A 25,178-nucleotide genomic window follows, 5' to 3' on the forward strand; every position below is an offset into this window, starting at 1 on the left:
TCCCCACTTCGACTCGATTCCGCTACCTCGATTCGATTTCTCTACTTCGACTCGACTCCACTACCCCGATTCCTCTCGGGTCGTTTCTTCGACTGTCGCCTCGCTCTCGTAGAGGTCCACCGTCGCGTGCTCCCACACCCACGCGACGGCGTCGTCGAGGACGGCCGGGTCGGAACCAGTGAGTTTGATTCGCGTCGGCCCGCCCCGATTCGGGTAACTCCCCACGTCGACGCCGAATCGCTCGGCGACCATCCCGAGTTCGCGGGCGACTGCACCCTCCGGTGCGTCGGCGTAGAACTCGCGTGAGATTCTGTCGCCCGCGAATCGGTCGGCAATCGTCTCGAACATCGGGTGCATCTCGTCGGGAATCCCCGGCAGGACGTAGACGTTCCCGGCGCGGCACCCGGGTGCGAGTCCGTCGTCGTTCGGGAGTACCTCCGCACCCTCGGGCATCGAGGCGTACCACGCCACGTCCAGGTCGAAGTCGATGTCGGGGCGGCGTTCGAGAATCGCCGCGATGGTCGCTTCGACTTGTTCGGCCGCCTCGTCGTTCACGACGAACTCGCGGCCCAGACCGGCGGCGACGGCCTCCATCGTGATGTCGTCGGGCGTCCCCCCGAGGCCACCGGTGACGACGACTGCGTCGAAGGCGGTGCTCCACTCACTGACGACGTCCGCGATGACCCCGTGGTCGTCCGGGACCGTCTGAATTCGCGCGACTGTCGCACCCCCTTCGGTCAGTCGCCGGGCTAACCACGTCGCGTTCGTGTTCTCGATATCGCCCGCGAGGAGTTCGTTGCCGACGGTGAGGATGGCGACGTCCATCGAGTGTGTGGTCGTGTCGGTGAAAGAAAGGCGTACCCGTTTTGGACACGCTGTCGACGACGCACGTTCCCGGTGTACGAAGTGTCACAAAGCCTATGCCCGAACGAGTGGTATGTTACCACGCTACGGGGGTGGTGACAGAGAAATGGTCAACCGAGTCGTCTGTCGCGAAGCGGGGGTACACCTATCGAGTTCTCGGACACACCCGAGGACGACGACGAACGCGTAGCGTTCGTTCAGAAACACGCGGCAGAGGCGCACACGAGAGAATGTGGCCGCAAGAGACACTGCGGCCCGCAATCACGATTCGAATCCGATTTTTGAGGTACTGTCTGGGTAGCGGTCACTTTTGGCGTCTCCCGGGTGGTGTCTCTCCGCTGCAACTCTCACCGCAAAACAAGTCGGAGTAGTGACCGCTGCGACGCCCTCGGCGGGTGATTAGCCTGTGGGGACAGTCGGTCCCACCGGGTCTTCGTGGTCTTCCGGGTCACCCCGGTTGAGTATCGCGTCGCGGATGCGGTCGAACACCGATTCGTCCGTGTGGAGTGGTCGGGGACGCATCGCACGTAGTGTGTTGTGTGTTAGCACACTTTGTTCTGGTGGGCCTCGTGTGAGAACGTGCAGGCGGTTCGGGTGCGAGAATTGAACGCCGTGAGGCGAAGCCTCACGTACTCACGCTCGCTCCGCTCGCGTGAACCTCGGTCGCTCACTGCGTTCGCTCCCCGATTCAATTCTCTCTGTTGGACTTCGCACATTCTCGGAAGCGACTCGCGGTGCTCACTGGCGTGAGCACACGCTCGACGGGTGAGAATGTGAAGAAGGTCCAGGTGCGAGAATTGAACTTTGGTCGCTTTGCTCACTTCGTTCGCGTCGCTCCCGAGTTCAATCTCGCAGTCGCACCTCGCACCAAATTTCGGTATGGGTTCGCGCACGCTACGCGGCGCTCACCGGTCGAAATTTGTAGAAGAGGTCCAGGTGCGAGAATTGAACCCGCGTCTCAGCCTCCACAAGGCTGAAGGATAGTCCACTACCCCAACAGCCCTGCTGACCTGCTATTCCGCCTCTTGCTCGCTCTACCAAAGATTAGGTTGGGCGTGTGTTATAAGTGCTCGTGTGTCAGCCTCATAGGTCACCGTACGCTCAGTCCATTCTACCGAGTGAAGTCGTCTAAGTACACCATACTGCGCGATATTCTACGGTCCCCCGTCTCGATCCGAGTCTCAAGACGTAGCGTTCCTTGTGGAATCACAGAGGTTCCACCGATTTGGGGTCAGGAGATTCCTACCGTAGAAAAGTATTTACAGTATGCGTACCTTGGCTTACTTGTGGTGAGGTAAATGGAAGGTAATGGAAGTAGCCCAGATGAGGAAGAACTGATCGAACGACTCAGACAACTCCCACCAGAAGAGCGCCGTCGAGTCCTCTCAGAAGTGGAAGATGCACCACTTCCTCGCCCACCACTCGTTGGTTGGGCGTCGAACCCACTAAAGGGAAAAGCGGCACTTCGTCGCCTTGTTGATGTGGGTGCAGAAACTCGGGAAGAGCTCGCAGATTTCCTGAACTCCCTTGATGAACTCGGAGAGGTCGGGTCTATGAACTACGGACTGGTTGGCCGACGAAGTAACGATCTCTTCCACGTCGAGAAGGGTTCGTCGAAGGCCGAGGACGTCTTGTCACTAACGCCGATCGGAAAGGAGGTCGCAGAGAAGTTCGATGATGACCTTACGAAACTCACGCGTTCAGAGATCGCGCTCTACCGTGGCCTCCACATGTACGGTCACACAGTTGCGTTCCTCGGTGTTCTTGAGAAGCTCCAACAAACTGGAGACCACCCAGATGGGCCACTCAAAGCAGAGATCGTGGAAGAACTCGAACAGTACTATCAAAACGAGGCTACTGCGTTCGTCGGTTACTGTGGAACGCTCTGTGAACGTCTGGAACTCATTGAGCGAACTCGAGACGGCAACCAGATGCGTTACAGGCTAACTGTTCCTAAGGAATGGGACTCGACTGGATAACGGTCTCAAAACACCCAACATGATTTCATTTAATCGACCTTTTCCAAAACACGATTAGAATACTGAGCTGTTATCCTGTTCTATGAAGTCGAAATCCCACTCAGAGGTATCGAACCTCCAGTCAGAGAAGATTCCCTCGTCTGAACTGCCTTCTTCGGAGTCTATGAAGTCATAACACAAGACATCGGATTTGTCCATCTGAAGATTCACTTCGCGTAGGTAGGCTTCAGTCTCGTCACCGTTCGTCTGTACACCTTCGTCCACCGCGTACTCTCTTAGCTCATCGAACTCGGTGAGAACGTACTCAACCTCACCCCCGATACTCTGGAGGTTGTCTGCACTCACCTCGTCGTATACCTTCTCGCGGATTTTCCAGTGGACCTCGCTCATTAGTAAGGCGATGAGACGATTGTCGAGGTAACGAGAGGCTCGTAGTAACGTCCTGTTGCTCACGAACCGTGTGCCACGCCACGCCATCTTGTACGGTGCCCCGAACCACCAAAGTCCAACCTCGAGAGCGAACGCAGCGAGTGCGTATGCGAACTCCTCAAACCTCCCGAGGTCGTTGTTGTGGAGGATCTGGATGAGGAACTGTGTTCGTCTCGTGAGCGTACTTGCGGTCTTAACCGATGTGAACGCTGCCTCAATGAGTGCTGAGTCGATTACGTCCCCCTTCTCGTGGATTGTGTGAGCGAGGGTGGCGAGTTCGTCTCGAAGATCCTTCGGTTTCTCTGGGAGATCTGAGAACAACTCCTCGATTAGTGTCTCGAAGTCGACTTCGTGCCAAGTACCATTCTGAGATGCGAGTGTAGACGAGGTTAACGTAGGGAGAGACAGCGTAGAACCTGTCGCAACTAAGAACGTTCTCCTCTTCATCAGTGTTGGTGTAGTTGTCAATTCGATGTCTAATAAATGATTCCCCACTGAGGAAAAGACGTATCTACTCGTTCTCCAGCACGCGACCGATATACCGTACATACGCTTTGCCGACATCGACAGCAAGTTCGCTGTCTCGACGTCGAATCGGCCCTTCGAAATCAGTAATCAGTTCCTCAGTGTGGTACCCAAGTCAGTGACGTTGACGAAGCAGTGGACCAAAGGGGGACAGACCTATTATTCCGAACTCTGATTATTTGTTAATGAACCGAAGGTTTTCCACGTACCATATCACCTCTGCTGCACATAATGGTCGCATTGCGGGAGAAGCTGAGGAAGCAAAATGTGCTAAAGGAATCGACGGAATTCATAAAAACGAATCAATCCGTCGTTGGCAGCCAATACATGACTCGCACGTAGTTAGTTCAATTATTGCAGCGTATGCTGGCGTTGAGGCGTCAATAAACGAATTCATTTCGCGACCTGCTGGCCCCCATCAACAGGAAATTCGCCATTTCAACCGCAACTACCCAGGAGATTTAATCAGAGAAAAGCCAACGTTGAAAAAAGCTCAACTTGTGCTGAGGCTGTCGGGTGTAGATGTGTTTGCTAATGGAGAAGAACTCTATCAAGATGTGAACTTGATTAGGATGTTTAGAAACCACTTCGTACATCATAAACAGCAATCCGCATCGAACTCATTGATAGGGGGTCTGTCAACAAAAGGTGTCGGAAATAATCCATTTGCTGGCGACAGTATAGGAGAACTGGACCAGTATCTGAGTTATTCTGCTTCAAAATGGGCTTTTGAATCAAGTCTGGATTTCATTAATGAGTTTCACCACCGAGTCGAGACATCGTCTCCTTTTGAGGCATATGAAGAGAGGTTGAGAAATGAAATACAAACAGATTGGGTTGGTCGCGAACCTCAGTGGTAGACAGGACGTTTTCCACCACAGTTACATTATCAGAAAGTCTCTGAAATCGCTCTGTTGAAATCCTCAGCAACTGATAGTTTGTTGAGGCCGTGCTGAACTCGGAGTGCGTATGTTGCAGAGGTATTTGGCCAAAAGGTGGCTGGTATCTACATCTGAAGTATTCTGCTGACGATGCCAGCGGAACAGTATCTTCAGTGCCTTCACCCGCTGTGATTTGTCTTCGGTCGTCGTGTTCCCATAGGCCACCTCGCGAATGTAGGCGTCCGCATGGTCGTGTGTGAGGTTAGTCGTGTAGCTACCTTCCTCGTCCCACACGAAGCGATAGAACTGCGAGAGGCGGTACGTGTGCCCTTTGACCGTTGTCGTTGCGTATCCTACTCCTTTCTCAGGTGTCTTCCCGATGTTGAGTGCCCACTGAAGGAACCGACGTCTGTGCTCGTGGTAGTCGATGAGTTGTCTGTCAGTGAGTCGTGCTGCTGCTGGTTCGGTAACAATGCGAATCCCCTCGAGTCGAACAGGGTCGGGCATAGCCGAATCTCCTCGAACTGGGGGCTGTGTCGCGCGATCTACGGTGGAATCCCCCGAATTTACTGGGGAACCCACGTCTGTGCCTTTCGTCATATTGCTCACTCGTGGTGGGAGCGAGCGGAAAACCACCCGACGCTGGGCGGTTAGAAACGGAAGAAGGTCCAGGTGCGAGAATTGAACCCGCGTCTCAGCCTCCACAAGGCTGAAGGATAGTCCACTACCCCAACCCGGACACGCTGCAACCATCTGTAATCCGCTACGACTAAAATACGTTACGCTACGGCCCCGGAGTGACAGGACTTCACAGCCTCCACCGTTACTGCACCGCTGTGAACGCGTGCTTCCACGTCCTCAGATTCGACCCGACGCGAACCCACAGGGGAACCAGCGCCTCCAAATATCGGGCCGCGGTGATGTCGCCAACGTCCATCGCACCCGGCCACCCGAGTTCGACCAGAATCTCTTCGGTCCGTGCTTTCGCCTCGTCGTCGTTCCCACAGATGAACATCGGTGGCGTCCCCGCCTCGAATTCGGGGTCTATCATCTGAATATTCGACACGGTGTTGAAGCACTTCACCACCGACGCGTCCGGCAGTTTCGCCTGAATCCGCTCGCCGAGGGAGTCGGTGCCACCGAACGAGAGGTGGACGTCACCGGAGGAGAAGTCCAGTGGGTTGGTCGCGTCGAGGACGAGTTTCTCTGCAAAGTTCGCTGCCCCGACCATCTCGACGACTGCTTCTGCGGCGTCACCGCGAACGGCGAGGACGACGACGTCACCGTGTGTCGTGGCCTCGGCAAATGTCCCGACAGAGACGCCGTCGCCCTCGTCCATCGACGTCCGAAGCTCGTCCGGGCGTCGAGTCCCGAGTTTCACGTCCCATCCGTGGCGGGCGAACCCCCGTCCGAGTGCTTGCCCGACGTCTCCGCTTCCGAGGATACCGATACGACGTGTCTCCATCCACAGAACTACGCGCCCTGTGAAAATATAGCCACTCGCCCGTGGCCGACGAGAGCGGGAATCTTTTGCTCCTCAACGCCAAACGAACGCCTACGCGTGGCTATCACGGACAAAATCTATCTCAAAAATCACCGCCAAATCGTCTCCCAACTTGACGCGAACATCCCGAAGCGCGTCTTCAGCGGGGCGACGCTCGAAGTCCTCTACTCCGGCGAGGGCCTCTCGAAGGTCAACGGGGCGACCCGTGACCGCCTCCTCGACTTCGCGGAGGACTTCCTTGACTGCGAGAACTCGGACGACATCTACACTGGCTACCCCGAACAGAAGTTCATCGAGTATCTCCTCGAACTCCGGGCACAGGGCCTCGGCCCCGACGCCATCGTCGACGTGATGAGCGACGACTACATGGTGTACGCCTACCCCGGTGACGTGCTGTCGTTCCTCGACGACTCGGTCCGGACGCTCGAATCGGTCGAAGCACTGGCGGACGTCGAAGGCGACAGAGAGATGCAACAACAGGCGCGGCAGGCGAAAAAAGACCTCGTCGGCCCGCGCTGACGTCGGCGTCGACTGGGTACCTCCGCCCGCGACGACGGCCGTCAGTTATCCGAGTCGAAAGGAGGGTTCGTCGCTCGCGGCGTCGAGGTCCTCAAGTTGGATGACTTCTTCGACGTCGTCACGGTCCTCTTCGAGTTGCTCGCGGAGGTAGTTCACGTAGCTCTTGTGCTCTTCGAGTTGCTCGCGGAGGTGGTCTGCCTCCAGTTCGAGGCGTTCGTGCTCGCGGATGAAACTCTTCGGCACCTCGACGGTCGGCGGGAACGACTTGTCCTCGCCCTCGCGGAGCGATTCGAGTTCGTGTTCGGGGACGACCTGCACCTGACCGTCGTGGGCAACTAACGTGTCCACGTAGTCGCGGAAGACGGCGGACAGGGAGATGTCCCGTTCTTCGGCTATCTCCCGAAGCGTCTCGAACGCGTCTTCGTTGACGCGAAACGAGATTGTCTTGTTCTTGTTGCCCATGATACTCTTCGGTCCGTAGTCTGGCCACTTAATATTTCGTCAGACAGCGGCCTCGAACCGCCCGAAGTGTCCGAAAATGGGGCGTGAAAACGGTGGAAACCGTTCGCTGATTCGTGTCGATTCGTGGGCGACGCGTCGCCTCGATGGCGGCGCGTTACGCGCTCAGTTCGTCGGTCTGTTCGAGGCTTTCGAGTGCGGCGATGGCCGCGTCTTTGTAGTCCTCGGGGTCGAGTTCGTAGTGCTCGCGTGCCATCCGGGCGTACTCGTTGCCCTCGTCGTCGAACCGCTCGATGCGGTCGAGTGTCCGCGCTGCCGTCTCGGTCACCCAGCGGTCACGCGTCGCCGCATCGACTTCGGTGATGGACTCGGGGCGGACGGAGACGTTGATGTTCCCGTCGTCCGTCTCGTAGGTCCGTGGCTTCCCGACGACGGCCACGTACGCGGGCGCTTCGAGGTCACGCAGTGCGCTGGCCGCTTCGGGCTGGTACTGGCCGGCGTAGACGAAGAACGTCCCCGTCGGGTCGACGATGCGACCACGCCAGTACTCGTTGTCTTCACCCACGTCTTCTTTCTCGGTGAGGGTGCCGACGAGGAAGATGCGGTTGGCGCTCTCGCCCGTCGGGAGCAGCACGTAGACGGGCGCGCGCTCGTCGTCGGACTCTTTGAACGTGTAACCGGCGTCGTTGAACTCCTGTGCGAAGACACGCCGGGCGACCTCTCGGGTTGGGATTTCGTTGGAACTCATTTACATCGACCTCGCTTTGACGAGCAGTTCTTCGGCATCTGTCGGGTCGCTCAGGCGCTCGACTTCGTTGGCGAGCACGTACCGGCCGAACGTCGGGCCGGTGACGCGGTAGTAGTAGCCAACGAGGTCACCGCGCATCTCCTCTTCGACGATGGTGGTGTCGAGGGCGTCCATGGCCATCTGCTTCGCCTCGTCCAGTTCGATACCGGTCAGTTCCTCGGTCATCTCCCGGTTGAAGATGACTTCGTGGACCTCGTCGCCGTCGTCTAAGACGGCCTTGATGCGAAGGTCGAACTCGCCTTCGACGTTGCCGTGTTCGGAACACCGTCCGTTCTGGAGGACGCGCGTGCAGTCCTCCTCGGGACAGCGTTTGATGAGGCCGCTTCCGGACTGGATGTCCACGAGTGCGCCCTCGACGTCAGTCGAGTCGTCGCCGACTTCGATTTCTTCGTCGAGTTCCGTGATGCTCGTCGTCCGGTTGAGCTTCACGGAGAAGTTGCCCTGGTATTCGTCGGTGACGACGTTGCCGAGTGCGTACGACTTCCCTTCTTCGAGTTCGGGGAGTTCGGACGTCGTGAAGGCGACGAACTTCATCCGGCCCGACTCGTCGCCGAGCAGGCCGACCTGCGAGATGGAGTCGCTCCGGGGTTCCCAGAGGTCGACGACTTTCGCTCGCACGTCGACCCACTGTTCGTCTTGGTCGATGTCGTTGAGCAGGGTCTGTTCGTTGCCGCCGGCACCGCCGCCGCCGAGTTCGTCGCGGTCGATACCTGCTTCGTCGAGGTAACTGTTGACGACACTCCGGCGTGCTTCTTCGACGGGGACGCGGTACTCGCTGACGAGGCGTTCGAGTCGTTCTTCGACCTCGTCGGTGGACACGTCTAGGTGGTCCGAGAACTGTTCAGCTATCTCAGCTGCGTGGGTTCGCAAATCAGTCATGGTCTTCCTCGCCTCCACCTTGGTTTCCATTGGGAGGCATATCGAGGTTGGACGCGTATTCATATAAAAATGTCTGAGGCGGAGTGAAAGTGAACGAACGCCCCGGACGAGCGAGGAATTGATAGCCTCGGGGCACTCACCAACCTGCATGGACGACCGCCTCGAGAGCATCATTCGGAGTGCCGCACGCACCGCAGGGAGGCGCTACGAGGAGGTCAAACGCGCGTACCGAGACGGCAACGCGTCGCCGGACGCGCTCGATTCGCTCCCCCGAGACGCCGAGGGGCGGGCGAAAATCGTCTGTCGTCGCCACGCCGAACGCCGCGCCGTGGCTATCGACGCGAAGGGCCGGCCCGCCTGTTTCGACCCGGACCACCCCGACTGTCAGGGCTGTGTCGAAGATATCCGCGAAGGTATCGTCGAGACGTGGTGACCGTCGGTCCGATGTGATTTCTCAGACGTGGTGACCGCCGAGACGGCGTGAATTTTGAGTCTGCAGTGTGACCCGGCGGTATGGACCGCCCAATCGTCGCACTCGTCCTCGCCGGTGGCACCGGCACACGTCTCTTCCCCGCCAGCAGGAGTACCCGTCCCAAGCAGTTCCTCTCGTTCGACGGCGACCAGTCGCTTCTCTCGGCGACAGTCTCCCGCGCTGACTTCGCCGACCACGTCGTCGTCTCGACGCGCCCGGCGTTCGCAGACCAGATTGCCGACCACGCCCCCGACGCCGACGTCGTCGTCGAACCGGCGGCGAAAGACACCGGTCCGGCACTCGTCTACGCGACCCACCGTATCGCAGACCTGTACGACGACCCAGTCGTCGTCGTGCTCCCGAGCGACCACCACGTCGGCGACGGCTTTTCGGCGGCTATCACTCGCGGTGCTCGCGTCGCCGCCGACACCGGTTCGCTCGTCGCGTTCGGTATCGACCCCGCGCGTCCGGACACCGGCTATGGATATATCGAACCCGGCACAGAACACGGAGCGTATCGCGAACTCGTCGCGTTCCACGAGAAACCCGACGCGGAAACTGCGACGCAGTACGTCGAAGCGGGCTATCTCTGGAACGCCGGGATGTTCGCGTGGACGCCCGAGGCGCTCTTTTCGGCCGCCCGCGACTCGCCGCTCGAACCGCTGGTCGATGCACTCGACGCCGGCGACTCGGAGGCCGGATTCGAGGCAGTCGACGCCATCAGTATCGACTACGCGGTCATGGAACGCGCAACCGACGCGGCAGTCGTCCCCGTCGACTTCGAGTGGGACGACTTGGGGTCGTGGGACGCACTCGAACGCATCCTCGACGCCGACGACGATGGCAACGTCTCACTCGGCGGCGACCCGACGTTCGTCGATGCCGGAGACAACGTCGTCGCCACCGACGGTGCGAACGTCTCGCTCGTCGGTGTCTCCGACCTCGCGGTGGTCTCGTGGGACGACGAGGTGCTCGTCGTGCCGAAAGCCGAGGCACAACGCGTCCGCGAGGTAGTCGCGGTGTTGAAAGACGAAGGGCGGTTCTAACCGACCGAACAGCCGAATTCAGGCGCTCCGCAGACGCCCGCCATCGACCGGCACGCAGGCACCGTTGACGAAACTCGCCCGGTCGCTGGCGAGGAAGGCGACGACGTCACCGAGTTCTCGTGGGTCGCCGACACGGTTCAGCGGGATGTTGTCAGACCAGGCGGCGAGGCCCTCCTCGTAGGTGTCGTGGTCACCACGTTCGACGGCCGCTTCGACCAGTTCTTCGATACGACCCGTCTCGTGTGCGCCCGGCAAGACGGCGTTCACCCGAATACCCGGCGCGAGTTCCCGCGAGAGCGACTTCACGAGGCCGATGACGCCACGTCGAACCGCGTTCGAGAGAATCAGGTCGTCGACGACTTCTCTGACCGTCGTGGAGGTGATGCAGGTGATGGTTCCGGCGTCGCTCGCTTCGAGGTGCGGACGGGCCGCTTGCACCGTCCAGACGGCGCTCATCACGAGCATGTCGAACGCGCCGTACCACTCTTTTTCCGTCAGGTCGGTGAACCCACCCGGCGGGACGCCACCGGCGGAGGTGACGACGTGGTCGACGCCACCGAACTCCTCGACTGCCGCCTCCACGAGGGTCTCTATCTCTTTCTTGCTCGTGATGTCAGTCTCGACGCCGATTACGTCGCCGGAGAGGTCACTCAGTCCCGCTTCCGTCTCGGCGAGACGGTCCGCGTCCCGTCCGCAGATGACGACGTTCGCCCCTTCGTCGGCGAGTGCTTCGGCACTCGCTCGCCCGAGGCCTGCCGAACTCGCGGTTACAATCGCCGTATCTCCGTCGATTCCGAGGTCCATATGCGACGTGTCGCCCCCGGTAAGCAAAAACGTAGGGGCGTGCAGTCGGTCGGTTTCGCCACGTGTCGCCGACTCGTAGTCAGGAACTGTCGACGTGCCGGCGGACGCGAACACGCCCGCCGCTGGTGACGCCGACGAAGAGCGGTTCTTTGATTTCGCGGCCTTTCACCGCCTCGCCGGCGGCGTCGGAGACGATTTTCATCAGGTCCGGTGCCGTCTGATTCACCTTTACGCCCGCTTCGTCACAGGCGTCGTAGACCTGCTTCGGGACGTCGTAGAGGTCACTCCCGACGGGGACTTCGATGCGAACCGGGGCGGTGAGTGCATCGACGAACGTGACCGTCTCGCGTGCCTTTTCGACGTTCGCACGAGCACTCGCTTCGACACTGGAGACGTTCGCACGGGAGGTACCGAGATAGTCGGCGATGGTCGATTGGCGGACGTCCTGTTCGCGGAGTGCCAGTACCTCCGCCTGTCGACGAGTCAGCACGCTCCGCTCGGGGTCGAACCCCGCCGTATCGAGCAGTTCGTCTACATCGGGCACCGCCTCGTCGTCGCGTCCGGCGTCGCTCATACTCGAACTATGCAACCGGGGTGGAAAAAAGATACAGCAGGCTGACTGTCCACTGGAACGCGACGACGTGCTGTCGTCACTCGCCCCAGAAATTGTCTCGACTTCCGAGTGCTTCGGGTCGCTTGGGTCCGCTTCGCTTTTTCTTCTTCGACGAGCGGTCCGGTTCGTCGGTTCCAGTCTCGGTTTCGGTCTCTGCGTCCGCCTCTGCTTCTTCCGGGTCGAGTGGAAGTCGCTCGACGACTTTCTTCGCCCGAGCGTGACTCCCCTTCACCTGGTCGATGCGGACGATTGCTCGCGCATCGGGAAGCAGGCCGTCGACGAAGACGATGAATCCGTCTTCGGTTCGTCCAACGCCGGCACCACTCTCGTGGATGTCCTCGACTGTGACGACGACTTCTTCGCCCGGTTTGACGGGTTGTTGTTTCAGTTCGCTGATGGGACGGTCGTAGTGGTCACACCATTCCGCACCGCCGCGGTCCCCGTAATACTGACACCCCATCCCCGCGATTCGTTCTGAGAAACTGGGGCACTCGTCCGCGAGTGGACAGTCTGACATGGGCGGAATTACACTAGGGTGACTCTAAACGCTTCCGGGTAGCGCTCCACCGCCGAAACCCTTTCCGCCACTCGCCCGAACTCCGCGACATGGCCGAACGCGTCCCCGAGTTCGCACTCCTCATCGGCGTCTTTCTCGGACTCTCCGCGACTGTCTCTGCCGCCGTCCTCACCGGCACGCTGTTTCGACCACTCCTGTTCGGTGTCGTCGCGTGCTATCCGTTCGCGGCGTTCGGTGTCGTCCGGTCCGAGGACCCGACGGACGCGCTCCCGCCGACGTACGTCCTCGGTGTCGGCGTCGCCCTCGGCGTCCTGACGCTCGCTGCCGCCCTCCTCGAACGCCCCTCTGTCGGCATCGTTCCGGGCCTCTTGGCTGGCACACTGGTCGTGCTGCCACCGGCCGCCTACGCAACACACTTCGGTGCCGACGTGAACCCGCTTTCACCGTCGCAGACGCTCGCCGTCTGTGCCGCCATCGGAGCACTCTTCCTCGGGGCCGCACCACTCGTCGGGTCACTCAGTGCCGTCCTCGGCCTCGTCGTCGCTCTCTCGGGGGCGCTCTACGCGAACGCACGTGGCTTCCGACCGACCCACCGCCAGCGACGTCTCGGCATCGTCGCGGGTGTGGTTGCCGGCAGTGCAGTCGCGTGGTTCGGCCTCGCGATGCGTCTCCCACTCGGCGCGACGACGACGGCAGTCGCACTCGTCCTCGCGCCGAGTCTGTTCGTCGCGCTCACGCGTGCGCAAGAGAGGTAACGAGAGACGGTCGGTTCTCTGGCTCTGTCGAAATCCTCAGCGTTTGATGGTGGGGCGACATGTACAGTGGGGTCTCTATCTGCCAATTTCGAGATATTCAGTACATAGGGTTAATCCACCAGACGACGTGAGAGATGTAAGTATTGAGAAAGGCGTTCAATCGATTCTGGTTGACACGTCTGCCCTCGACGGTGGTCACTCATTACTCACTGGTTGTACCTCATGTCAACAGCACCTTCGACTAACACGCCGTACCGCGTCCTCGTCCCTGTAAGCGACAACGAAGCAAGCGCGCAAGCACAGGCTCTTTTTGTCGCGTCGCTTCCGAACGCACCGACGACTGTGACTGCGACGTTGACCCACGTCCTTCACGGTGGAGAACTGAACACTTCGAGACAATCACGGAGCGCCCAACGAATCGGGACTGTAGTCCACGTCCGCGACTATCTCGACACACACGGCGTCTCCGTGCAGATAATGGACGTTGACGAACCGTTCCCACCGACCAAAGGAATCGTTGCACTCGCTAACAAACTCGATGCTGACCTCATCGTGTTGGGTGGTGGCATGCATAGCTTACTCGACGATTTACTGACAGGAAATGTTTCGAAATCTGTGGGCCGGCATACGAACCGACCCATTACGGTCGTCTCCAAGACCTACACGACGGCCACATCCGAAGAGTAGCGATAGGTACGACCGGGAGTGTGCCCCACTTCGACGGCACTTCTCGTGTTCGTATCGTGCAGGTAATCGGAATCGCTGTTGAATACGCGCCCGCTATTCAGCACGGCCTCGTCAAAATGTCAGAGATTGACGATTTCAATAGAGCCAGGTCTCAGTTCGCCTACGCCAGCGGCGTCCGTTCGACGACAGTCGCGTCGTAGGTCGGATACTGCTCGACGATTTCGCCGTCTTCGATGTCGCCTTCTTCTATCATCTCTTCGAGCAACCACCACGCGACTTCGACGTGGTTCGATTTGACGCTGTAGAACTCGTCGGGGACGCCGAGTTCGATGAATCGCTCGGCCGGTGTGTAGGTCTTCCCGTAGATGAGCGTCCCGTCGTCGGTTACTTCGTCGAACGGGCGACTGAGGTTCTGGGCCATCCGCTTCAGGCGGTTTCGGTGCTGGGCGGCGTCTTTGAAGACGGAGGTACAGAAGTAGACGCGCTCGTGGTCACCCATCTCGTCGAGGATGGCTTGCTTCGACCCGTCGACGGCCGACATGTGGCCGTCCTGGAGTTCGTAGCCTTTCTCTTGCATCCGGCGGTAGTTGCCGTCGGACATCTCGAACTCGTTGATGTTACAGAACTCTGCGGCACCCTCGTCGAGGAATTCGAGGAACTCGGGTTCGGCGCGGATACCCGGAATCTCGAACGCCGGCGTGAGACCCTCTTCACGGGCGATGTAGAGGATGTCCTCCCACTCCGTGCCGTGCATGTCGCCCCACAGTTCGAGTGGCGGGTGGAAGCGAATCTCGTCGAGTCCGGCCTCGGCGAGTCGGCGCATGTTCTCGCGCCCGCCGGTGATACCGGTGTAGAGGTGGATGTGGTGGTCCTCGCCGAACTCCTCTTTGAGGAGCGAGATGTAGTGGCAGGTTTTATCGAGTGCTTCCTGCGGTTCGCCACCGGTAATCGACGACCCGAGTGCGTCCATGCGCTTTGCTTCCTCGACGACGTCGTCGTCGGACTCGACGAGACGCTCGTTGGCGTACACGTCGGTCACGTTCTTTCGGTTCTCACCGAGTGGGCAGTAGAAACAATCGCGCTGGTCACAGTATCCGTAGACGAAAAGCACCATCTTCCCACCCATGGCGCACTGTTCGCAACCCTTCGAAATCATTCAATTGGAAGCGTATACTTGGTGCATCGTCAAAAGGCGTCCGACTTCGACCGACGCACGGGGAGAACCTCCACGTTCGATGGTCTGGAATACGGCGTCACGGTTATTATCAGCCAGACTGAATTTATGTCATGAACGTTGGGGACGTCTTCGACTTCGACGGTCCCATCCACGTCCTTCTCGTCGATGGGGAGCACGAGTACGCGGCGTCGACTGCGGACGCCCTCGACTCCCACGAGAATATCGAGACGGAACTGGTTGGGACGCCAGACGCAGGGGCCGACCAACTGGACTCGTCTCCAGTCGACTGCATCGTCTCGGAGTACGCGTTCGAGGGGACGGACGGCCTCGAATTCCTCCGTACGGTCCGGGACGCTCACCCTGACCTCCCGTTTATCCTGTTTACTCGGCACGGGTCGGAAGGTGTCGCCAGCGACGCCATCACCGCCGGTGTGACCGACTATCTGCGAAAAGATTCGTCTTCGGAGACGTTCGAAGCACTGGCGAACCGAGTCACGGACGCAGTCTCGGCAACCCGAACGTCACAGGCACTCGACCGGATTCGAGTGTGGTACGAGACTATCGTCGAAGAGTCACACGTCGGCCTGTACGTCGTCCGAAACGGGCGTATCCAATACGCGAACGACTACCTCCTCGAACTGCTCGGCTACGATGCATCCGACGTGATTGGCCGCCCAATCGTCGAGTTCGTCGCGGAACACGACCGCCACATCGTCGAAGAACGAGTCTCTCCGAAGAGCTACGGAAGCATCGAATCGACGAGGTACACCGTCGACGTGCTCGACGGACACGGACGGCCGATTGCGCTCGAAATCACCAGTCGGCGCGTCTCACTCGGCGACGAGACGGCCAACGTCGGCGCGGCAATCGACGTCACCGCTCGTATCGCCTCCGAACGAGAGATGCGACGGTCCGAACGCATCACGCGACAGGTCATCGCGTCGCTGCCGGATATGGTCTTTCTGTCGGAACCGGACGCGTTCGACATCGTCTACATCAACGACGCGTTCAAAGAGATGTGGGGCCGGCCACGGGTGACGCTCTACGAGGACGCGATGTCGTTTCTCGACTTGGTTCACGTCGACGACAGACCGCGACTCAGACAGAAGGTCGAAGAGATATTCGACGACATCGCGAACGACGCTGTCGACGAGCGATACGAGTTCGAATTCCGGTTTACTCCCGAGGGGAGCGACGTCGTCCGCTGGGCCACCGCGCGTGCAGTTCCACTGTACGACGAAGACGGGCGGATTACGAACGTCTTGGGCGTGATGACCGACCTCACAGAGCGTGTCAGTCGCGAACAGAAACTCGCGCAGCAGAACACCCGTCTCGAAGCGTTCGCTCGCGTCCTCTCACACGACATTCGGGGGCCACTGGCGGTCGCACAGGGCCGACTCGCGCTCGCACAGGAAACCGGTGAGCTATCACACCTCGCTCACGTCGACCGTGCACAGCATCGAATCACGGAAATCATCGAAGACGTGCTCTCGTTGACGTGCGACGAACGGGCAATCGCCGACCTCTCGGAGGTCGATTTAGCCGAGTCGGTGGTGTCTGCGTGGGACCTCTGTGGAACCGACGTCTCCTGTGCCCGGTTAGAACTCGGTGACTTGCCGGTCGTACAGGCCGACCAGAGTCAGATGAAACGCCTCTTCGAGAATCTCTTTCGGAACGCCGTCGAACACGGTTCGACGAGCAACCAGCCTTCGGCTGGTGATGCCGTGGAACGTGGTTCCACGAGCAGTCGGACTTCGTCCGACGATGCCGTCGAGCATGGTTCGACGTTCTCGATTCGTGTCGGGACGCTCCCGTCCGGTCGCGGATTCTTCGTCGAAGACGACGGAACGGGTATCGACCCGTCGGTTCGTGACACGCTCTTCGACGCCGGCGTCTCGACGAAGTCGGGTGAGGAGAACGGACTCGGACTCGACATCGTCCGAAAAATCGTCCACACACACGGGTGGTTGATTCGTGCCGCCGAAAGCGACACTGGTGGTGCCCGGTTCGAGATTCTGTTCGACACGGTCGGCGACAAAGCACGTTCGACCTGACCGGACGGCGGACGTCCGGGGGCGGTACACCCCCGGTTCCGAAGACGATGCAGCGACTGCGCCCCCGAAAGCAGATATATCCCCACGGCATAGGGACGAACGATGCTCTTGGTCCTCTGTGTCGACCTCGACGACGACCTTGGACGAAAGACGGGGCTCAAGACACCCGTCGTCGGCCGACAGAAAGTCGAGGACGCGGCAGTAGCACTCGCTACGGCCGACCCAGAGGACTCTGACGTGAACGTTCTCTTTCAGGGAATTCGCGTCCACGACCAACTCCTCGAAGAAGAAGACGAAGAAGTCGAAGTCGCTGCCGTCACCGGCGTCGAAGGCAGCGACGTGAAGGCCAACCGGGCTATCGGTGAGGAAATCGACACCGTCCTCGCCAGCATCTCGACCGGTGAGGCGATTCACGCCATCGTCATCTCCGACGGTGCACAAGACGAGTCCGTCCTCCCAGTCATCCGCTCTCGCGTCCCTATCGACGGGGTCCGCCGTGTCGTCGTCCGACAGGCGCAGAACCTCGAATCGATGTACTACACGATGAAGCAGGTGCTCGCGGACCCCGAGACGCGTGGGACTATCCTCGTTCCACTGGGTATCTTGCTTCTCATCTACCCCTTCGTCACCATCGCGAGTTTCTTCGACGTCCCCGGGGCCGTGGTGCTCGGCCTCATCTCGGCACTGCTCGGCCTCTATACGCTGTTCCGTGGCCTCGGCCTCGAAACCGCCGTCGACGAGGCGGCGAACCGCGCCCGGAACGTCCTCTACACCGGCCGCGTCACCATCATCACGTACGTCGCCGCGGCGGCACTCCTCGTCGTCGGCGGGGTCCGCGGTATCGAACTCGTCCAGGCCGTCTCGGACGCCGTCGGGGGCGACCCACCTGCGGGTCTCGTCCTCGCGGCCCTCGTCCACGGTGCAGTCGAGTGGTTCGCCGCCGCCGGCATCACGAGCAGTCTCGGACAGGTGACCGACGAGTACCTCCACGACCGGTTCAAGTGGCGCTATCTCAACGCGCCGTTCTACGTGGCCGCCATCGCCATCGTACTCTACGCGCTCTCCGGGTTCTTCCTCCCCACGGGGGCCGCCGGCATCCAGACGTTCGACCTGCCCGGCCTCGCCGTCGCGCTCACCGTCGGCACGCTCCTCGGCGTGTTGAGCACGCTCACCTTCGCGGTGGCAGAGTCACGGTATCCGACGACGGGCGACGGTGAACAACCGGCCTGACCCCCGGTGCTCGCCGTGTCGTATTAGCCCATCCGGCGGCAAGTAGTCCTATGAGTGCTTCCCGTACCACCCTCTACGTCGCGACGAGCGTAGACGGGTTCATCGCCGACGCCGACGGGGGAGTCGAGTGGTTAGACGAGTTCGAGAACGACGCAGAAAACGACGACGTCGCCGGTGCTTACGAGCGCTTTTTCGATACTGTCGACTGTCTCGTCATGGGTGCGACGACGTACGAACAGGTACGCTCGTTCGGTGCGTGGCCATACGGGGACAGACCGACGTTCGTCTTCACCCACAGGGAACTGCCACTGGCCACTGACGCCGTCGAGTTGGTCGACGGGGGAGTCGAGTCCGTGGCGACGGAACTCGAAGGAGAGTACGAACACATCTGGTTGGTCGGTGGCGCACAACTCGCACGCGAGTTCTTACGAGAACACCGCGTCGACGACATCCGACTCTCGGTCGTTCCCGTCCTTCTCGGGAGCGGAATCCCGCTCTTCAGTGCAGACGGCGAAACGAACGAATTACAGCACCTCGAGACGACTACCTACGAGACTGGCATCGTCGAACTTCACTACAAAATCGTCCCGTAAACCCCTCGGGATGCTTCAGGGACGGCGCGCAGATTGGCGGTTCGACTGTGAGACGTCGTCCGTTCAGCTCTCGCGAACCACGACGAACTGCGCCAAGTCGCGGAGATACTGCAACGACTCTGAGTCTTCGACACCGGAGGATTCGAGCGCGCTGAGCGCGTCGTCGGCCTGTTTACGGGCGCGCTGGTTGGCCGCTTCGGGCGTGAGGTCGGTCACCTGCACGAGCGACGGGCGACCCATCTCGGCGTCCTGTCCGGTCGGTTTGCCGAGTTTGTCTGCGTCTGCGGTGGCGTCGAGGACGTCGTCGCGAATCTGGAAGGCGACGCCGACGCGTTCTGCGTAGTCACCGAACGCTTCGACGACGTGGGCGTCACCGCCGGCGGCGACAGCGCCTAACTCGGCGGCGGCGCGGAAGAGCGCCCCCGTCTTTCGGCGTGCGAGTTCCATATACTCTGCTTCGTTCGACGGGATGGCGACGAGTTCCGTCGCCTCGCCCTCACCGAGTTCGACCATGGACTCGGCGACGATGCGAGTCGCTCGGTCGCTGGGCGACAACAGGGCGAACGCCTCTCCGAGGAGTCCGTCCGATGCGATGATTGCCGGGCCGTACCCGAATTCGGCCCACGCGCTCGGCGTCCCGCGACGGATATCTGACCGGTCGATGATGTCGTCGATGACGAGTGAGGCGTTGTGGACGAGTTCGACGCCGACGGCGAAATCGACTGCATCTTCGGGTGCGCCTCCAACGGCCTCGCAAGCGAGGATTGTCACGGCGGGACGCACGCGCTTGCCGCCCGCCAGAGCGACGTGGTCGAGTTGGTCGGCGAGTTCCGACGGTTCGACCGTCGAGACGACCTCCTCGAGGCGGTCGTTTACCATCGTGACCCGGCGCTCCAGGTATTCCATTGTCGGTTCGTAGGGTTGGGTAGGGAAGTACGTACCGGATTTGTCGAAACTGTGCGACCCGGACACCCTAGCCGTCAATTTCTGACCGACAGAAAGCGACGCTATCGGAACAGTGGGGTCGGGACGGTGACACTCGTAAATACACCCCCAAAAGCGATGGTCGTGAACGTGGTTCTACTCGAACTGCTCGATGAGCTCAGGAACCACGTGCGACCACCTTTTTCCGAGGCTCGCTGGCGCTCCCCTCGCAAAAATCTGGACCAAAAACATGGGTAGGGTGGAACCTACTCGAACTGTTCGATAAGCTCAGGAACCACGTCGAAGAGGTCACCGACGATACCGTAGTCGGCGATGTCGAAGATAGGCGCGTCGGGGTCGGTGTTGATGGCGACGATGTTCTCGGCACCTTTCATCCCGGCGACGTGCTGCACTGCGCCGGAGATACCGACTGCGATGTAGAACTTCGGCGTCACGACTTTCCCGGACTGGCCGACCTGCCGGTCCTTCGGGAGCCAGCCGTTGTCGACGATGGGGCGGGACGAAGAGAGCGTCGCGCCGAGCGCGTCCGCGAGGTTCTGGACGAGTTCGAGGTTCTCTTCTTCTTCGATACCGCGGCCCACGGAGACGAGCACGTCGGCGTCCGTGATGTCGACGTCGCCGCCGCCGACCTCTTCGAATCCTGCCACGCGCGAGCGGACGCGCGACTCGTCGAGTTCGAAGTCGAACGCTTCGATGGCGGGTTCGCCCGCTGCTTCGGTGGGTTCCCACTCGGCGGAGCGGATGGTGACTGCGGCGTTGTCGGCGTCGACTTCGACGGTAGATTCGACCTTCGAGGCGTACATCTCGCGCGTGACCACGAGGCTGCCATCGTTTTCGAGGCCGATTGCGTCGGTTACGAGCGGGATGCCGAGGCCTTCCGCGACGGCAGGCGCGTAGTCGAGGCCGTTGACCGTGTTGCCCATGAGGACGTAGTCCGGCCCGAGTTCCTCGTAGAGTGCGGTGACGGCCTGCACGTAGACGTCGTGGTTGAACTCGTCACCCTCTGCGATGGTGTGGATGGCGTCGACGCCGTCGAGCGAGAGTTCCTCGGCGAACGCATCGACGTCGCCGCCGATGATTGCGAGGTGCAGGTCACCGTCTCCAGCGAGTTCGGCACCGGCAGTGACGAGTTCGAACGACACGTCACGGAGGTTTCCGCGGCGGTGCTCGGCAACAGCGAGAACGTCGCTCATTGGGCACCCACCCCCGCGTCACGGAGGACAGCAGCAAGTTCCGCGGCTTGCTCCCCGGCCTCACCTTCGAAGTAGACGGCGTCGGACTCCGTCTCCGGTTCGTACATGTCCGTCAGGACGAGTTCGGAGTCGACTGCCGAGGCGTCGAGGCCGAGGTCCGAGAGCGCCAGCGGCTTGATTTCCTTCGACTGGGCCTGCCGGATGCCGCGCAGGCTCGCGTAGCGTGGTTCGTTGATACCGGTCTGGATAGAGAGGACCGCTGGCAGGTCGACTTCGGTGAGCTCTTCGACGCCACCTTCGAGTTCGCGGTGGACGTTGGCGACGCCACCCTCGACGTCCAGGTCGAGTGCGTTGACGACTGCGGCCCACCCGAAGTCGATGGCGGACGCGAGCGAGACACCGGTCGCACCGAAACTATCGTCGTTGGCCTGCACGCCCGTCAGGACGATGTCCGGGTCTTCTTCTTCGACGACTGCCGAGAGGAGTCGCGTCTTCGCGCCGACGTCGAGAAGGTCGACGTCTTCGAGCGCGTCGTCCCACACGCGGATGGCACGGTCGACACCCTTCGCGAGCGCCATGCGGATGGTCTCTTCGGAGCGCTCGGGGCCGATAGTCACGCTGACGACTTCGACGTCGTCGTTCTCCTCGGCTATCTGGACGGCCTCTTCGACGGCGTACTCGTCCCACTCGTTGAGGTCGTACTCGAGGTACTGCTCTGCGACGTGTAGGCCGTCGAGTTCGAAGTCCTCCTCCACTTCGGCGACTTCTTTGACGGTTACAAGAACTTTCATCAACGTTTACTATTGAATGGGGGCGAATAAACGTTTTCGACCCATTCCCGACAGGTACTAGTCGGTCGGTTGACTACTCTTCGCGCTCCTCTTCGTCCGGGAGCGAGATGAGGTTCTCCCGTCCGAGTCGGAGTTTTTCGACGCGGCCGTTGTCGGCCATCGACGAGAGGAGTTGTGAGACCTTCGCGTCGGACCACCCGGTCTCTTTGACGATGTTCGCCTGCTTCATCCGGCCACCCTTCTGCTCTAAGAGCAGTTCGACGCGCTCTTCGTCCGACAGGAGGTCCACGTCGACGCCATCGTCGTCGGGTTCGGTCGGTGGTCTCTCCTCGCCGGAGCCCTCCGATTCGGACGTCGTCTCGGGAGTCGGCGGCTCGCGGTCAGGGGTCGGAGCAGTGCCCTGCCCGGATGGCGCACCGGCGTCCGTCGGCCGCCGCCGGAGGTAGACGACGGTTCCACCGAGCACGACGGCGACGGCAACGATGCCACCGATGATGAGGTCCCACGGCCACTCGGGCGGTTGGCCGCCAGTCGAGACGTAACTCACGGTCAACTGCTCGGTCGATTCGAAGGTGCGCGGCCCCTCGATGACGACGGCGTTGTTCTCGAGCGGGAGGCTCGTACTACTGACCGCGTGTCCCGGTGGCGTCTGAATCGTGAGGTTCTGGTTCGACTGAAGCGACGTGAGCCACGTCGCGTCGGTCCCTGACGAGAAGGCGTCACCGAGACGCAATCCGTCGTCGGTCTGTTCGAGGAAGTTCGTCCACGTGAACGCCAGCACGACGATGCCAGTGTCGTTTTCTATGTTCGCCGTCGCGGTGACGTTCTCGATGGCCATCGAGCGTCCCGTCTGTTCTTCGGCCGTCTCGCTGACTCGTTCGAAGAGGTCCGCATCCAGGCCGACGTCCGCGGTTCCTGCTTCGTACTCCTGTGCGAACTCTTCGAATCCAGCAGTCTCGTTTTCGGTTTCGAGTTCGTACCGCATCTCGATTCGCCAGTCTGCAGACCGGTCACTGTGGAGTTCGATGAAGATATCCGTCTGCGGTGAACGTTCGAGGGTGGACTGTTGGGCGGCAGTCGGTGTGTCGAGCGCCGTCTGCGTCTTACCGTCGTCGAGACTGGCCACGGACGGGCTAGTCGCCGTGGCCGGCAGCGCGACACCGGCGACGATAGTGAGGAGAGCAACGATGATGACGGCACTCCGCATACGTGAATCCGTTTCGTCCGGCGATGAAAACGCTTTCCATCGACTGAACGCCCTCGCGGCCATCACCGTCGGACTGTCTTCGACTACAAGAGGGTCATTTTAGTACCGGTGTCGTGTACCCTTACAGCGATGAAGGCCCTCCCGCTCTTCGTCGTCGTACTCTTGGTGGCCTCACCGATTCTCGGCGCGGCCACCACCGCCCCCGTCGCGAGCGACGCGACTGCGCTCTCCGGGGAGCTGTCTGCGCAAACGCAGCCACCGGCGAACGACACCATCCGAGTCCTCGATATCGAGGAGTCGTCACTGGTCTCGTCGAGCGTTGACACCGGGCACGTCGACCTCGGTCCCTCACTCGCGTTCGCCGGTCTCAGGGCCGGTGGGCGTATTCAGACGCACGCGTCCGTCGAACGAATCGAGTCGGTCGACGACGTGAGCCTCCGGAGTCAGATGATACTCGGTGAGCTAAACCGCGTCGAACAACGAGCCATCGCGCTCCAGAGCGCCCAACAGTCCACGATTACACAGTTCAACGCCGGGACTCTCTCGGCACGTGAGTTCCTCGTCGAACTCGCTCGTATCGACGCCGAGGCTCGGTACCTCGAATCGCGCCGCGTCGTGTTGCGCGAACTCGCCGCCGAGACGCCGGACTTCTCGGTCGATTCGGGCCGTCTGGCGGCACTCGAACGCGAACTCGACACCTTCACCGGACCTGTTCGCGCCCACGCCGCGGACGTCCTCTCGGGGAAGGCCGAACCGACCCGGTTCTCCGTCCGAACCAATCAGTCGGGCGTCGTCTTGAGTACCGTCACGGAAGACTCCTACATCCGAGAGGTCTACCGCAGTGACCTCCGGAACAGAGACGAAGGTGGCGTCACACCGACGGAAGCACTGGACACCGTCGCAGAGAGATACCCCGAAGTCTGGGAGAGTCGCGCCACACAGAACGGTGCCGACGTGGTCGGTGCCGGGAACAGTTACCTCGTCCGCATCAGCCACGACAGAGGGCAACTGTACGCCTACGTCGACAGCGGGAGTCGCAAAGTGTTCAAAGAGTCCCAAACACGTCCGCTCGACTCGATTTCGAACGGCACGCCGGCGACCGAAATCAAAGACGGACTCGAACTTACGGTCTACCGAACCTACCCCGGGGGCCCGCTTCGCATCCAACTGAACGAGTCCCCCACCGGTAACCCAATCGACGCGAACGTCACCATCGGCGTCGAGGCCAGTCAGGAGAGTACGCTCCTCGGCCGAACTGGGGCCGACGGGACGATTTGGACCGTCTCACCGTCGAATGCGTACACCATCACCGTTATCAGAGGGAACTCCGCCGTCGTGCTCACGACGGACCCGACTCCGATTCCGGCGCTGGCGACGAACACGACGGACGCGAATACGACGACGATTGCGCCGCAGTAACTGCCAGAAACGGGAACGGCGGCCTAACCGAAGAACGTCGAACCGTCTAACGGGATGGGTCGCCACCACGTCCGTGACGTGCGAACGTTCTTATCCGATGACGGGGCCACTCCGTCTCGATGTCTCACCCCTTTCACCGTGCGACTCGCGGTTCGACAGTTCTCGTCGGGAGTGTCCTCCTCGTCGGTGTGGTCGTCGTCCTCGCTGCCGGCGTCGGTGTCGCCGTCCTCGACACCGCCGCGTCGACGCCCGACCCGGTTCGACCGACGATGCTCTCGGTCTCTGTCTCCGGTGGGGCGGTCACACTCACCCACGACGGAGGTGCACCGCTCGACGTGCGGACACTTCGAGTTCGAATCACCGTCGAGGGCGACGCACTCGCGTACCAACCACCGGTCCCGTTCTTCTCGGCACGGGGATTTCGACCCGGTCCGACGGGGCCGTTCAACGCGGCGTCGGACCCGAGGTGGACGGCCGGTGAGCGAGCGAGTTTCGAAGTCGCGGATACGAACGACCCGGCGTTGACCGCCGGTGACGACGTCGTCGTCCGGGTCTACGACGGAGAGACACCGCTCGCAGTTCTGCGGACGGTTGCATCGTGAGACGTGCCGACGAACAGTCGACAGTGCGTGACAAGAGCGATTCGGGCGCAACCCGTTCGGTTCGCCGTCGTTCGGGTAATCCAGAGTCGTCGCAGTCGGTGGAGCGATTGGTCGTCGCAGTCGGTGGAGCGATTGGTCGTCGCAGTCGGTGGAACGATTGGTCGTCGCAGTCGGTGGAACGATTGGTCGTCGCAGTCGGTGGAACGATTGGTCGTCGCAGTCGGTG

The 25,178-nt window shown here is 60.9% G+C and carries 28 protein-coding genes and 2 tRNA genes; 12 read left to right on the plus strand and 18 right to left on the minus strand.

All coding sequences use genetic code 11. The features are described from left to right. Nucleotides 1-60: 60 nt before the first annotated feature. The 3 genes from ACK3R5_RS00715 to ACK3R5_RS00725 all read right to left on the minus strand — a co-directional run bounded on the left by ACK3R5_RS00715 (nucleotide 61) and on the right by ACK3R5_RS00725 (nucleotide 1,867). Complete coding sequence (locus tag ACK3R5_RS00715) at nucleotides 61-825, minus strand: competence/damage-inducible protein A (RefSeq protein WP_411965173.1); 765 nt, start codon at nucleotides 823-825, stop codon at nucleotides 61-63. Nucleotides 826-1,263: 438 nt separating this feature from the next. Further along, nucleotides 1,264-1,386 (minus strand): hypothetical protein, encoded by a 123-nt coding sequence (locus ACK3R5_RS00720; RefSeq protein WP_411965174.1) that lies wholly within the window; start codon nucleotides 1,384-1,386, stop codon nucleotides 1,264-1,266. A 406-nt stretch (nucleotides 1,387-1,792) separates the two neighbouring features. Then, nucleotides 1,793-1,867 (minus strand) — tRNA-His (locus ACK3R5_RS00725). 295 nt (nucleotides 1,868-2,162) lie between these two features. Between ACK3R5_RS00725 and ACK3R5_RS00730 the strand changes: the two genes are divergently transcribed. Next, a complete protein-coding gene (locus tag ACK3R5_RS00730; RefSeq protein ID WP_411967746.1) occupies nucleotides 2,163-2,843 on the plus strand; it encodes a hypothetical protein in 681 nt (226 codons plus the stop codon). Nucleotides 2,844-2,897: 54 nt separating this feature from the next. Here the strand turns inward: ACK3R5_RS00730 and ACK3R5_RS00735 are convergent, their stop codons facing one another. After that, nucleotides 2,898-3,719 carry a hypothetical protein gene (locus ACK3R5_RS00735; protein ID WP_411967747.1) on the minus strand — a complete coding sequence of 274 codons (822 nt, stop codon included), beginning with the start codon at nucleotides 3,717-3,719 and terminating at the stop codon, nucleotides 2,898-2,900. A gap of 263 nt (nucleotides 3,720-3,982) precedes the next feature. On the opposite strand from ACK3R5_RS00735, the gene ACK3R5_RS00740 reads away from it, so the two are divergent. Then, nucleotides 3,983-4,657, plus strand: a complete 675-nt coding sequence (locus ACK3R5_RS00740; RefSeq protein ID WP_411967748.1) for a hypothetical protein — start codon at nucleotides 3,983-3,985, stop codon at nucleotides 4,655-4,657. Between the two features lie 63 nt (nucleotides 4,658-4,720). Here ACK3R5_RS00740 and ACK3R5_RS00745 read toward each other — a convergent pair whose 3' ends face one another. From ACK3R5_RS00745 to ACK3R5_RS00755, 3 genes are all read right to left on the minus strand, one after another. Next, nucleotides 4,721-5,185 carry a hypothetical protein gene (locus ACK3R5_RS00745; protein ID WP_411967749.1) on the minus strand — a complete coding sequence of 155 codons (465 nt, stop codon included), beginning with the start codon at nucleotides 5,183-5,185 and terminating at the stop codon, nucleotides 4,721-4,723. Between the two features lie 159 nt (nucleotides 5,186-5,344). Beyond that, nucleotides 5,345-5,417, minus strand: a tRNA-His gene (locus ACK3R5_RS00750). 84 nt (nucleotides 5,418-5,501) lie between these two features. Then, entirely contained in the window at nucleotides 5,502-6,143 is a 642-nt protein-coding gene (locus ACK3R5_RS00755; protein ID WP_411967750.1) for an NADPH-dependent F420 reductase, read from the minus strand. Nucleotides 6,144-6,239: 96 nt separating this feature from the next. Between ACK3R5_RS00755 and ACK3R5_RS00760 the strand changes: the two genes are divergently transcribed. Next, nucleotides 6,240-6,701, plus strand: a complete 462-nt coding sequence (locus ACK3R5_RS00760; protein WP_411967751.1) for a DUF5814 domain-containing protein — start codon at nucleotides 6,240-6,242, stop codon at nucleotides 6,699-6,701. A gap of 45 nt (nucleotides 6,702-6,746) precedes the next feature. On the opposite strand, the gene ACK3R5_RS00765 is transcribed toward ACK3R5_RS00760, so the two are convergent. The 3 genes from ACK3R5_RS00765 to ACK3R5_RS00775 all read right to left on the minus strand — a co-directional run bounded on the left by ACK3R5_RS00765 (nucleotide 6,747) and on the right by ACK3R5_RS00775 (nucleotide 8,847). After that, the gene (locus ACK3R5_RS00765; protein WP_411965177.1) at nucleotides 6,747-7,163 is read right to left on the minus strand and encodes a ribbon-helix-helix protein, CopG family; all 417 of its coding nucleotides are present in this window, start codon (nucleotides 7,161-7,163) and stop codon (nucleotides 6,747-6,749) included. A 154-nt stretch (nucleotides 7,164-7,317) separates the two neighbouring features. Next, the gene (locus ACK3R5_RS00770) at nucleotides 7,318-7,908 is read right to left on the minus strand and encodes an RPA family protein (protein ID WP_411965178.1); all 591 of its coding nucleotides are present in this window, start codon (nucleotides 7,906-7,908) and stop codon (nucleotides 7,318-7,320) included. Further along, nucleotides 7,909-8,847: a replication factor A gene (locus ACK3R5_RS00775; RefSeq protein ID WP_411967752.1), complete on the minus strand. Its 939-nt coding sequence runs from the start codon at nucleotides 8,845-8,847 to the stop codon at nucleotides 7,909-7,911. A gap of 148 nt (nucleotides 8,848-8,995) precedes the next feature. Here ACK3R5_RS00775 and ACK3R5_RS00780 point away from each other — a divergent pair, with 148 nt between their 5' ends. Together ACK3R5_RS00780 and ACK3R5_RS00785 are read left to right on the plus strand one after the other, a co-directional pair. Further along, the gene (locus ACK3R5_RS00780; protein WP_411967753.1) at nucleotides 8,996-9,280 is read left to right on the plus strand and encodes a hypothetical protein; all 285 of its coding nucleotides are present in this window, start codon (nucleotides 8,996-8,998) and stop codon (nucleotides 9,278-9,280) included. Nucleotides 9,281-9,360: 80 nt separating this feature from the next. Further along, nucleotides 9,361-10,365, plus strand: a complete 1,005-nt coding sequence (locus tag ACK3R5_RS00785; protein WP_411965181.1) for a mannose-1-phosphate guanylyltransferase — start codon at nucleotides 9,361-9,363, stop codon at nucleotides 10,363-10,365. A gap of 18 nt (nucleotides 10,366-10,383) precedes the next feature. On the opposite strand, the gene ACK3R5_RS00790 is transcribed toward ACK3R5_RS00785, so the two are convergent. The 3 genes from ACK3R5_RS00790 to ACK3R5_RS00800 form a co-directional block, all read right to left on the minus strand. Continuing rightward, nucleotides 10,384-11,169, minus strand: coding sequence for an SDR family oxidoreductase (locus tag ACK3R5_RS00790; RefSeq protein ID WP_411967754.1), 786 nt, complete (start codon nucleotides 11,167-11,169; stop codon nucleotides 10,384-10,386). A 79-nt stretch (nucleotides 11,170-11,248) separates the two neighbouring features. Further along, a complete protein-coding gene (locus ACK3R5_RS00795; RefSeq protein ID WP_411965183.1) occupies nucleotides 11,249-11,743 on the minus strand; it encodes a Tfx family DNA-binding protein in 495 nt (164 codons plus the stop codon). Nucleotides 11,744-11,819: 76 nt separating this feature from the next. Next, nucleotides 11,820-12,299, minus strand: coding sequence for a TRAM domain-containing protein (locus ACK3R5_RS00800; protein ID WP_411965184.1), 480 nt, complete (start codon nucleotides 12,297-12,299; stop codon nucleotides 11,820-11,822). Nucleotides 12,300-12,388: 89 nt separating this feature from the next. On the opposite strand from ACK3R5_RS00800, the gene ACK3R5_RS00805 reads away from it, so the two are divergent. Continuing rightward, complete coding sequence (locus ACK3R5_RS00805; protein ID WP_411967755.1) at nucleotides 12,389-13,054, plus strand: hypothetical protein; 666 nt, start codon at nucleotides 12,389-12,391, stop codon at nucleotides 13,052-13,054. 222 nt (nucleotides 13,055-13,276) lie between these two features. Next, nucleotides 13,277-13,741 (plus strand): universal stress protein, encoded by a 465-nt coding sequence (locus ACK3R5_RS00810; RefSeq protein WP_411965186.1) that lies wholly within the window; start codon nucleotides 13,277-13,279, stop codon nucleotides 13,739-13,741. A 160-nt stretch (nucleotides 13,742-13,901) separates the two neighbouring features. Here ACK3R5_RS00810 and ACK3R5_RS00815 read toward each other — a convergent pair whose 3' ends face one another. Next, on the minus strand, nucleotides 13,902-14,897 hold the full coding sequence (locus ACK3R5_RS00815; protein ID WP_411965187.1) for a radical SAM protein: 996 nt from the start codon (nucleotides 14,895-14,897) through the stop codon (nucleotides 13,902-13,904). A gap of 131 nt (nucleotides 14,898-15,028) precedes the next feature. On the opposite strand from ACK3R5_RS00815, the gene ACK3R5_RS00820 reads away from it, so the two are divergent. From ACK3R5_RS00820 to ACK3R5_RS00830, 3 genes are all read left to right on the plus strand, one after another. Beyond that, on the plus strand, nucleotides 15,029-16,972 hold the full coding sequence (locus ACK3R5_RS00820; RefSeq protein WP_411967756.1) for a PAS domain S-box protein: 1,944 nt from the start codon (nucleotides 15,029-15,031) through the stop codon (nucleotides 16,970-16,972). Nucleotides 16,973-17,074: 102 nt separating this feature from the next. After that, a complete protein-coding gene (locus ACK3R5_RS00825) occupies nucleotides 17,075-18,202 on the plus strand; it encodes a DUF373 family protein (protein WP_411967757.1) in 1,128 nt (375 codons plus the stop codon). 50 nt (nucleotides 18,203-18,252) lie between these two features. After that, on the plus strand, nucleotides 18,253-18,795 hold the full coding sequence (locus ACK3R5_RS00830) for a dihydrofolate reductase family protein (RefSeq protein ID WP_411967758.1): 543 nt from the start codon (nucleotides 18,253-18,255) through the stop codon (nucleotides 18,793-18,795). A 63-nt stretch (nucleotides 18,796-18,858) separates the two neighbouring features. Here ACK3R5_RS00830 and ACK3R5_RS00835 read toward each other — a convergent pair whose 3' ends face one another. From ACK3R5_RS00835 to ACK3R5_RS00850, 4 genes are all read right to left on the minus strand, one after another. After that, entirely contained in the window at nucleotides 18,859-19,701 is an 843-nt protein-coding gene (locus ACK3R5_RS00835; RefSeq protein ID WP_411965191.1) for a polyprenyl synthetase family protein, read from the minus strand. A gap of 284 nt (nucleotides 19,702-19,985) precedes the next feature. Next, entirely contained in the window at nucleotides 19,986-20,933 is a 948-nt protein-coding gene (locus tag ACK3R5_RS00840; protein ID WP_411967759.1) for an electron transfer flavoprotein subunit alpha/FixB family protein, read from the minus strand. Beyond that, on the minus strand, nucleotides 20,930-21,724 hold the full coding sequence (locus ACK3R5_RS00845) for an electron transfer flavoprotein subunit beta/FixA family protein (protein WP_411967760.1): 795 nt from the start codon (nucleotides 21,722-21,724) through the stop codon (nucleotides 20,930-20,932). The genes ACK3R5_RS00840 and ACK3R5_RS00845 overlap by 4 nt, the downstream gene beginning before the upstream one ends. Nucleotides 21,725-21,797: 73 nt before the next feature. Beyond that, entirely contained in the window at nucleotides 21,798-22,931 is a 1,134-nt protein-coding gene (locus ACK3R5_RS00850; RefSeq protein WP_411967761.1) for a helix-turn-helix transcriptional regulator, read from the minus strand. Between the two features lie 129 nt (nucleotides 22,932-23,060). On the opposite strand from ACK3R5_RS00850, the gene ACK3R5_RS00855 reads away from it, so the two are divergent. Both ACK3R5_RS00855 and ACK3R5_RS00860 read left to right on the plus strand, forming a co-directional pair. After that, on the plus strand, nucleotides 23,061-24,350 hold the full coding sequence (locus ACK3R5_RS00855) for a hypothetical protein (RefSeq protein WP_411967762.1): 1,290 nt from the start codon (nucleotides 23,061-23,063) through the stop codon (nucleotides 24,348-24,350). 119 nt (nucleotides 24,351-24,469) lie between these two features. Then, nucleotides 24,470-24,952, plus strand: a complete 483-nt coding sequence (locus tag ACK3R5_RS00860; RefSeq protein ID WP_411967763.1) for a type IV pilin — start codon at nucleotides 24,470-24,472, stop codon at nucleotides 24,950-24,952. The last annotated feature ends 226 nt before the right edge of the window (nucleotides 24,953-25,178 follow it).

It is taken from the genome of Haloferax sp. YSSS75, from assembly GCF_046764215.1.
Lineage (GTDB): Archaea > Halobacteriota > Halobacteria > Halobacteriales > Haloferacaceae > Haloferax.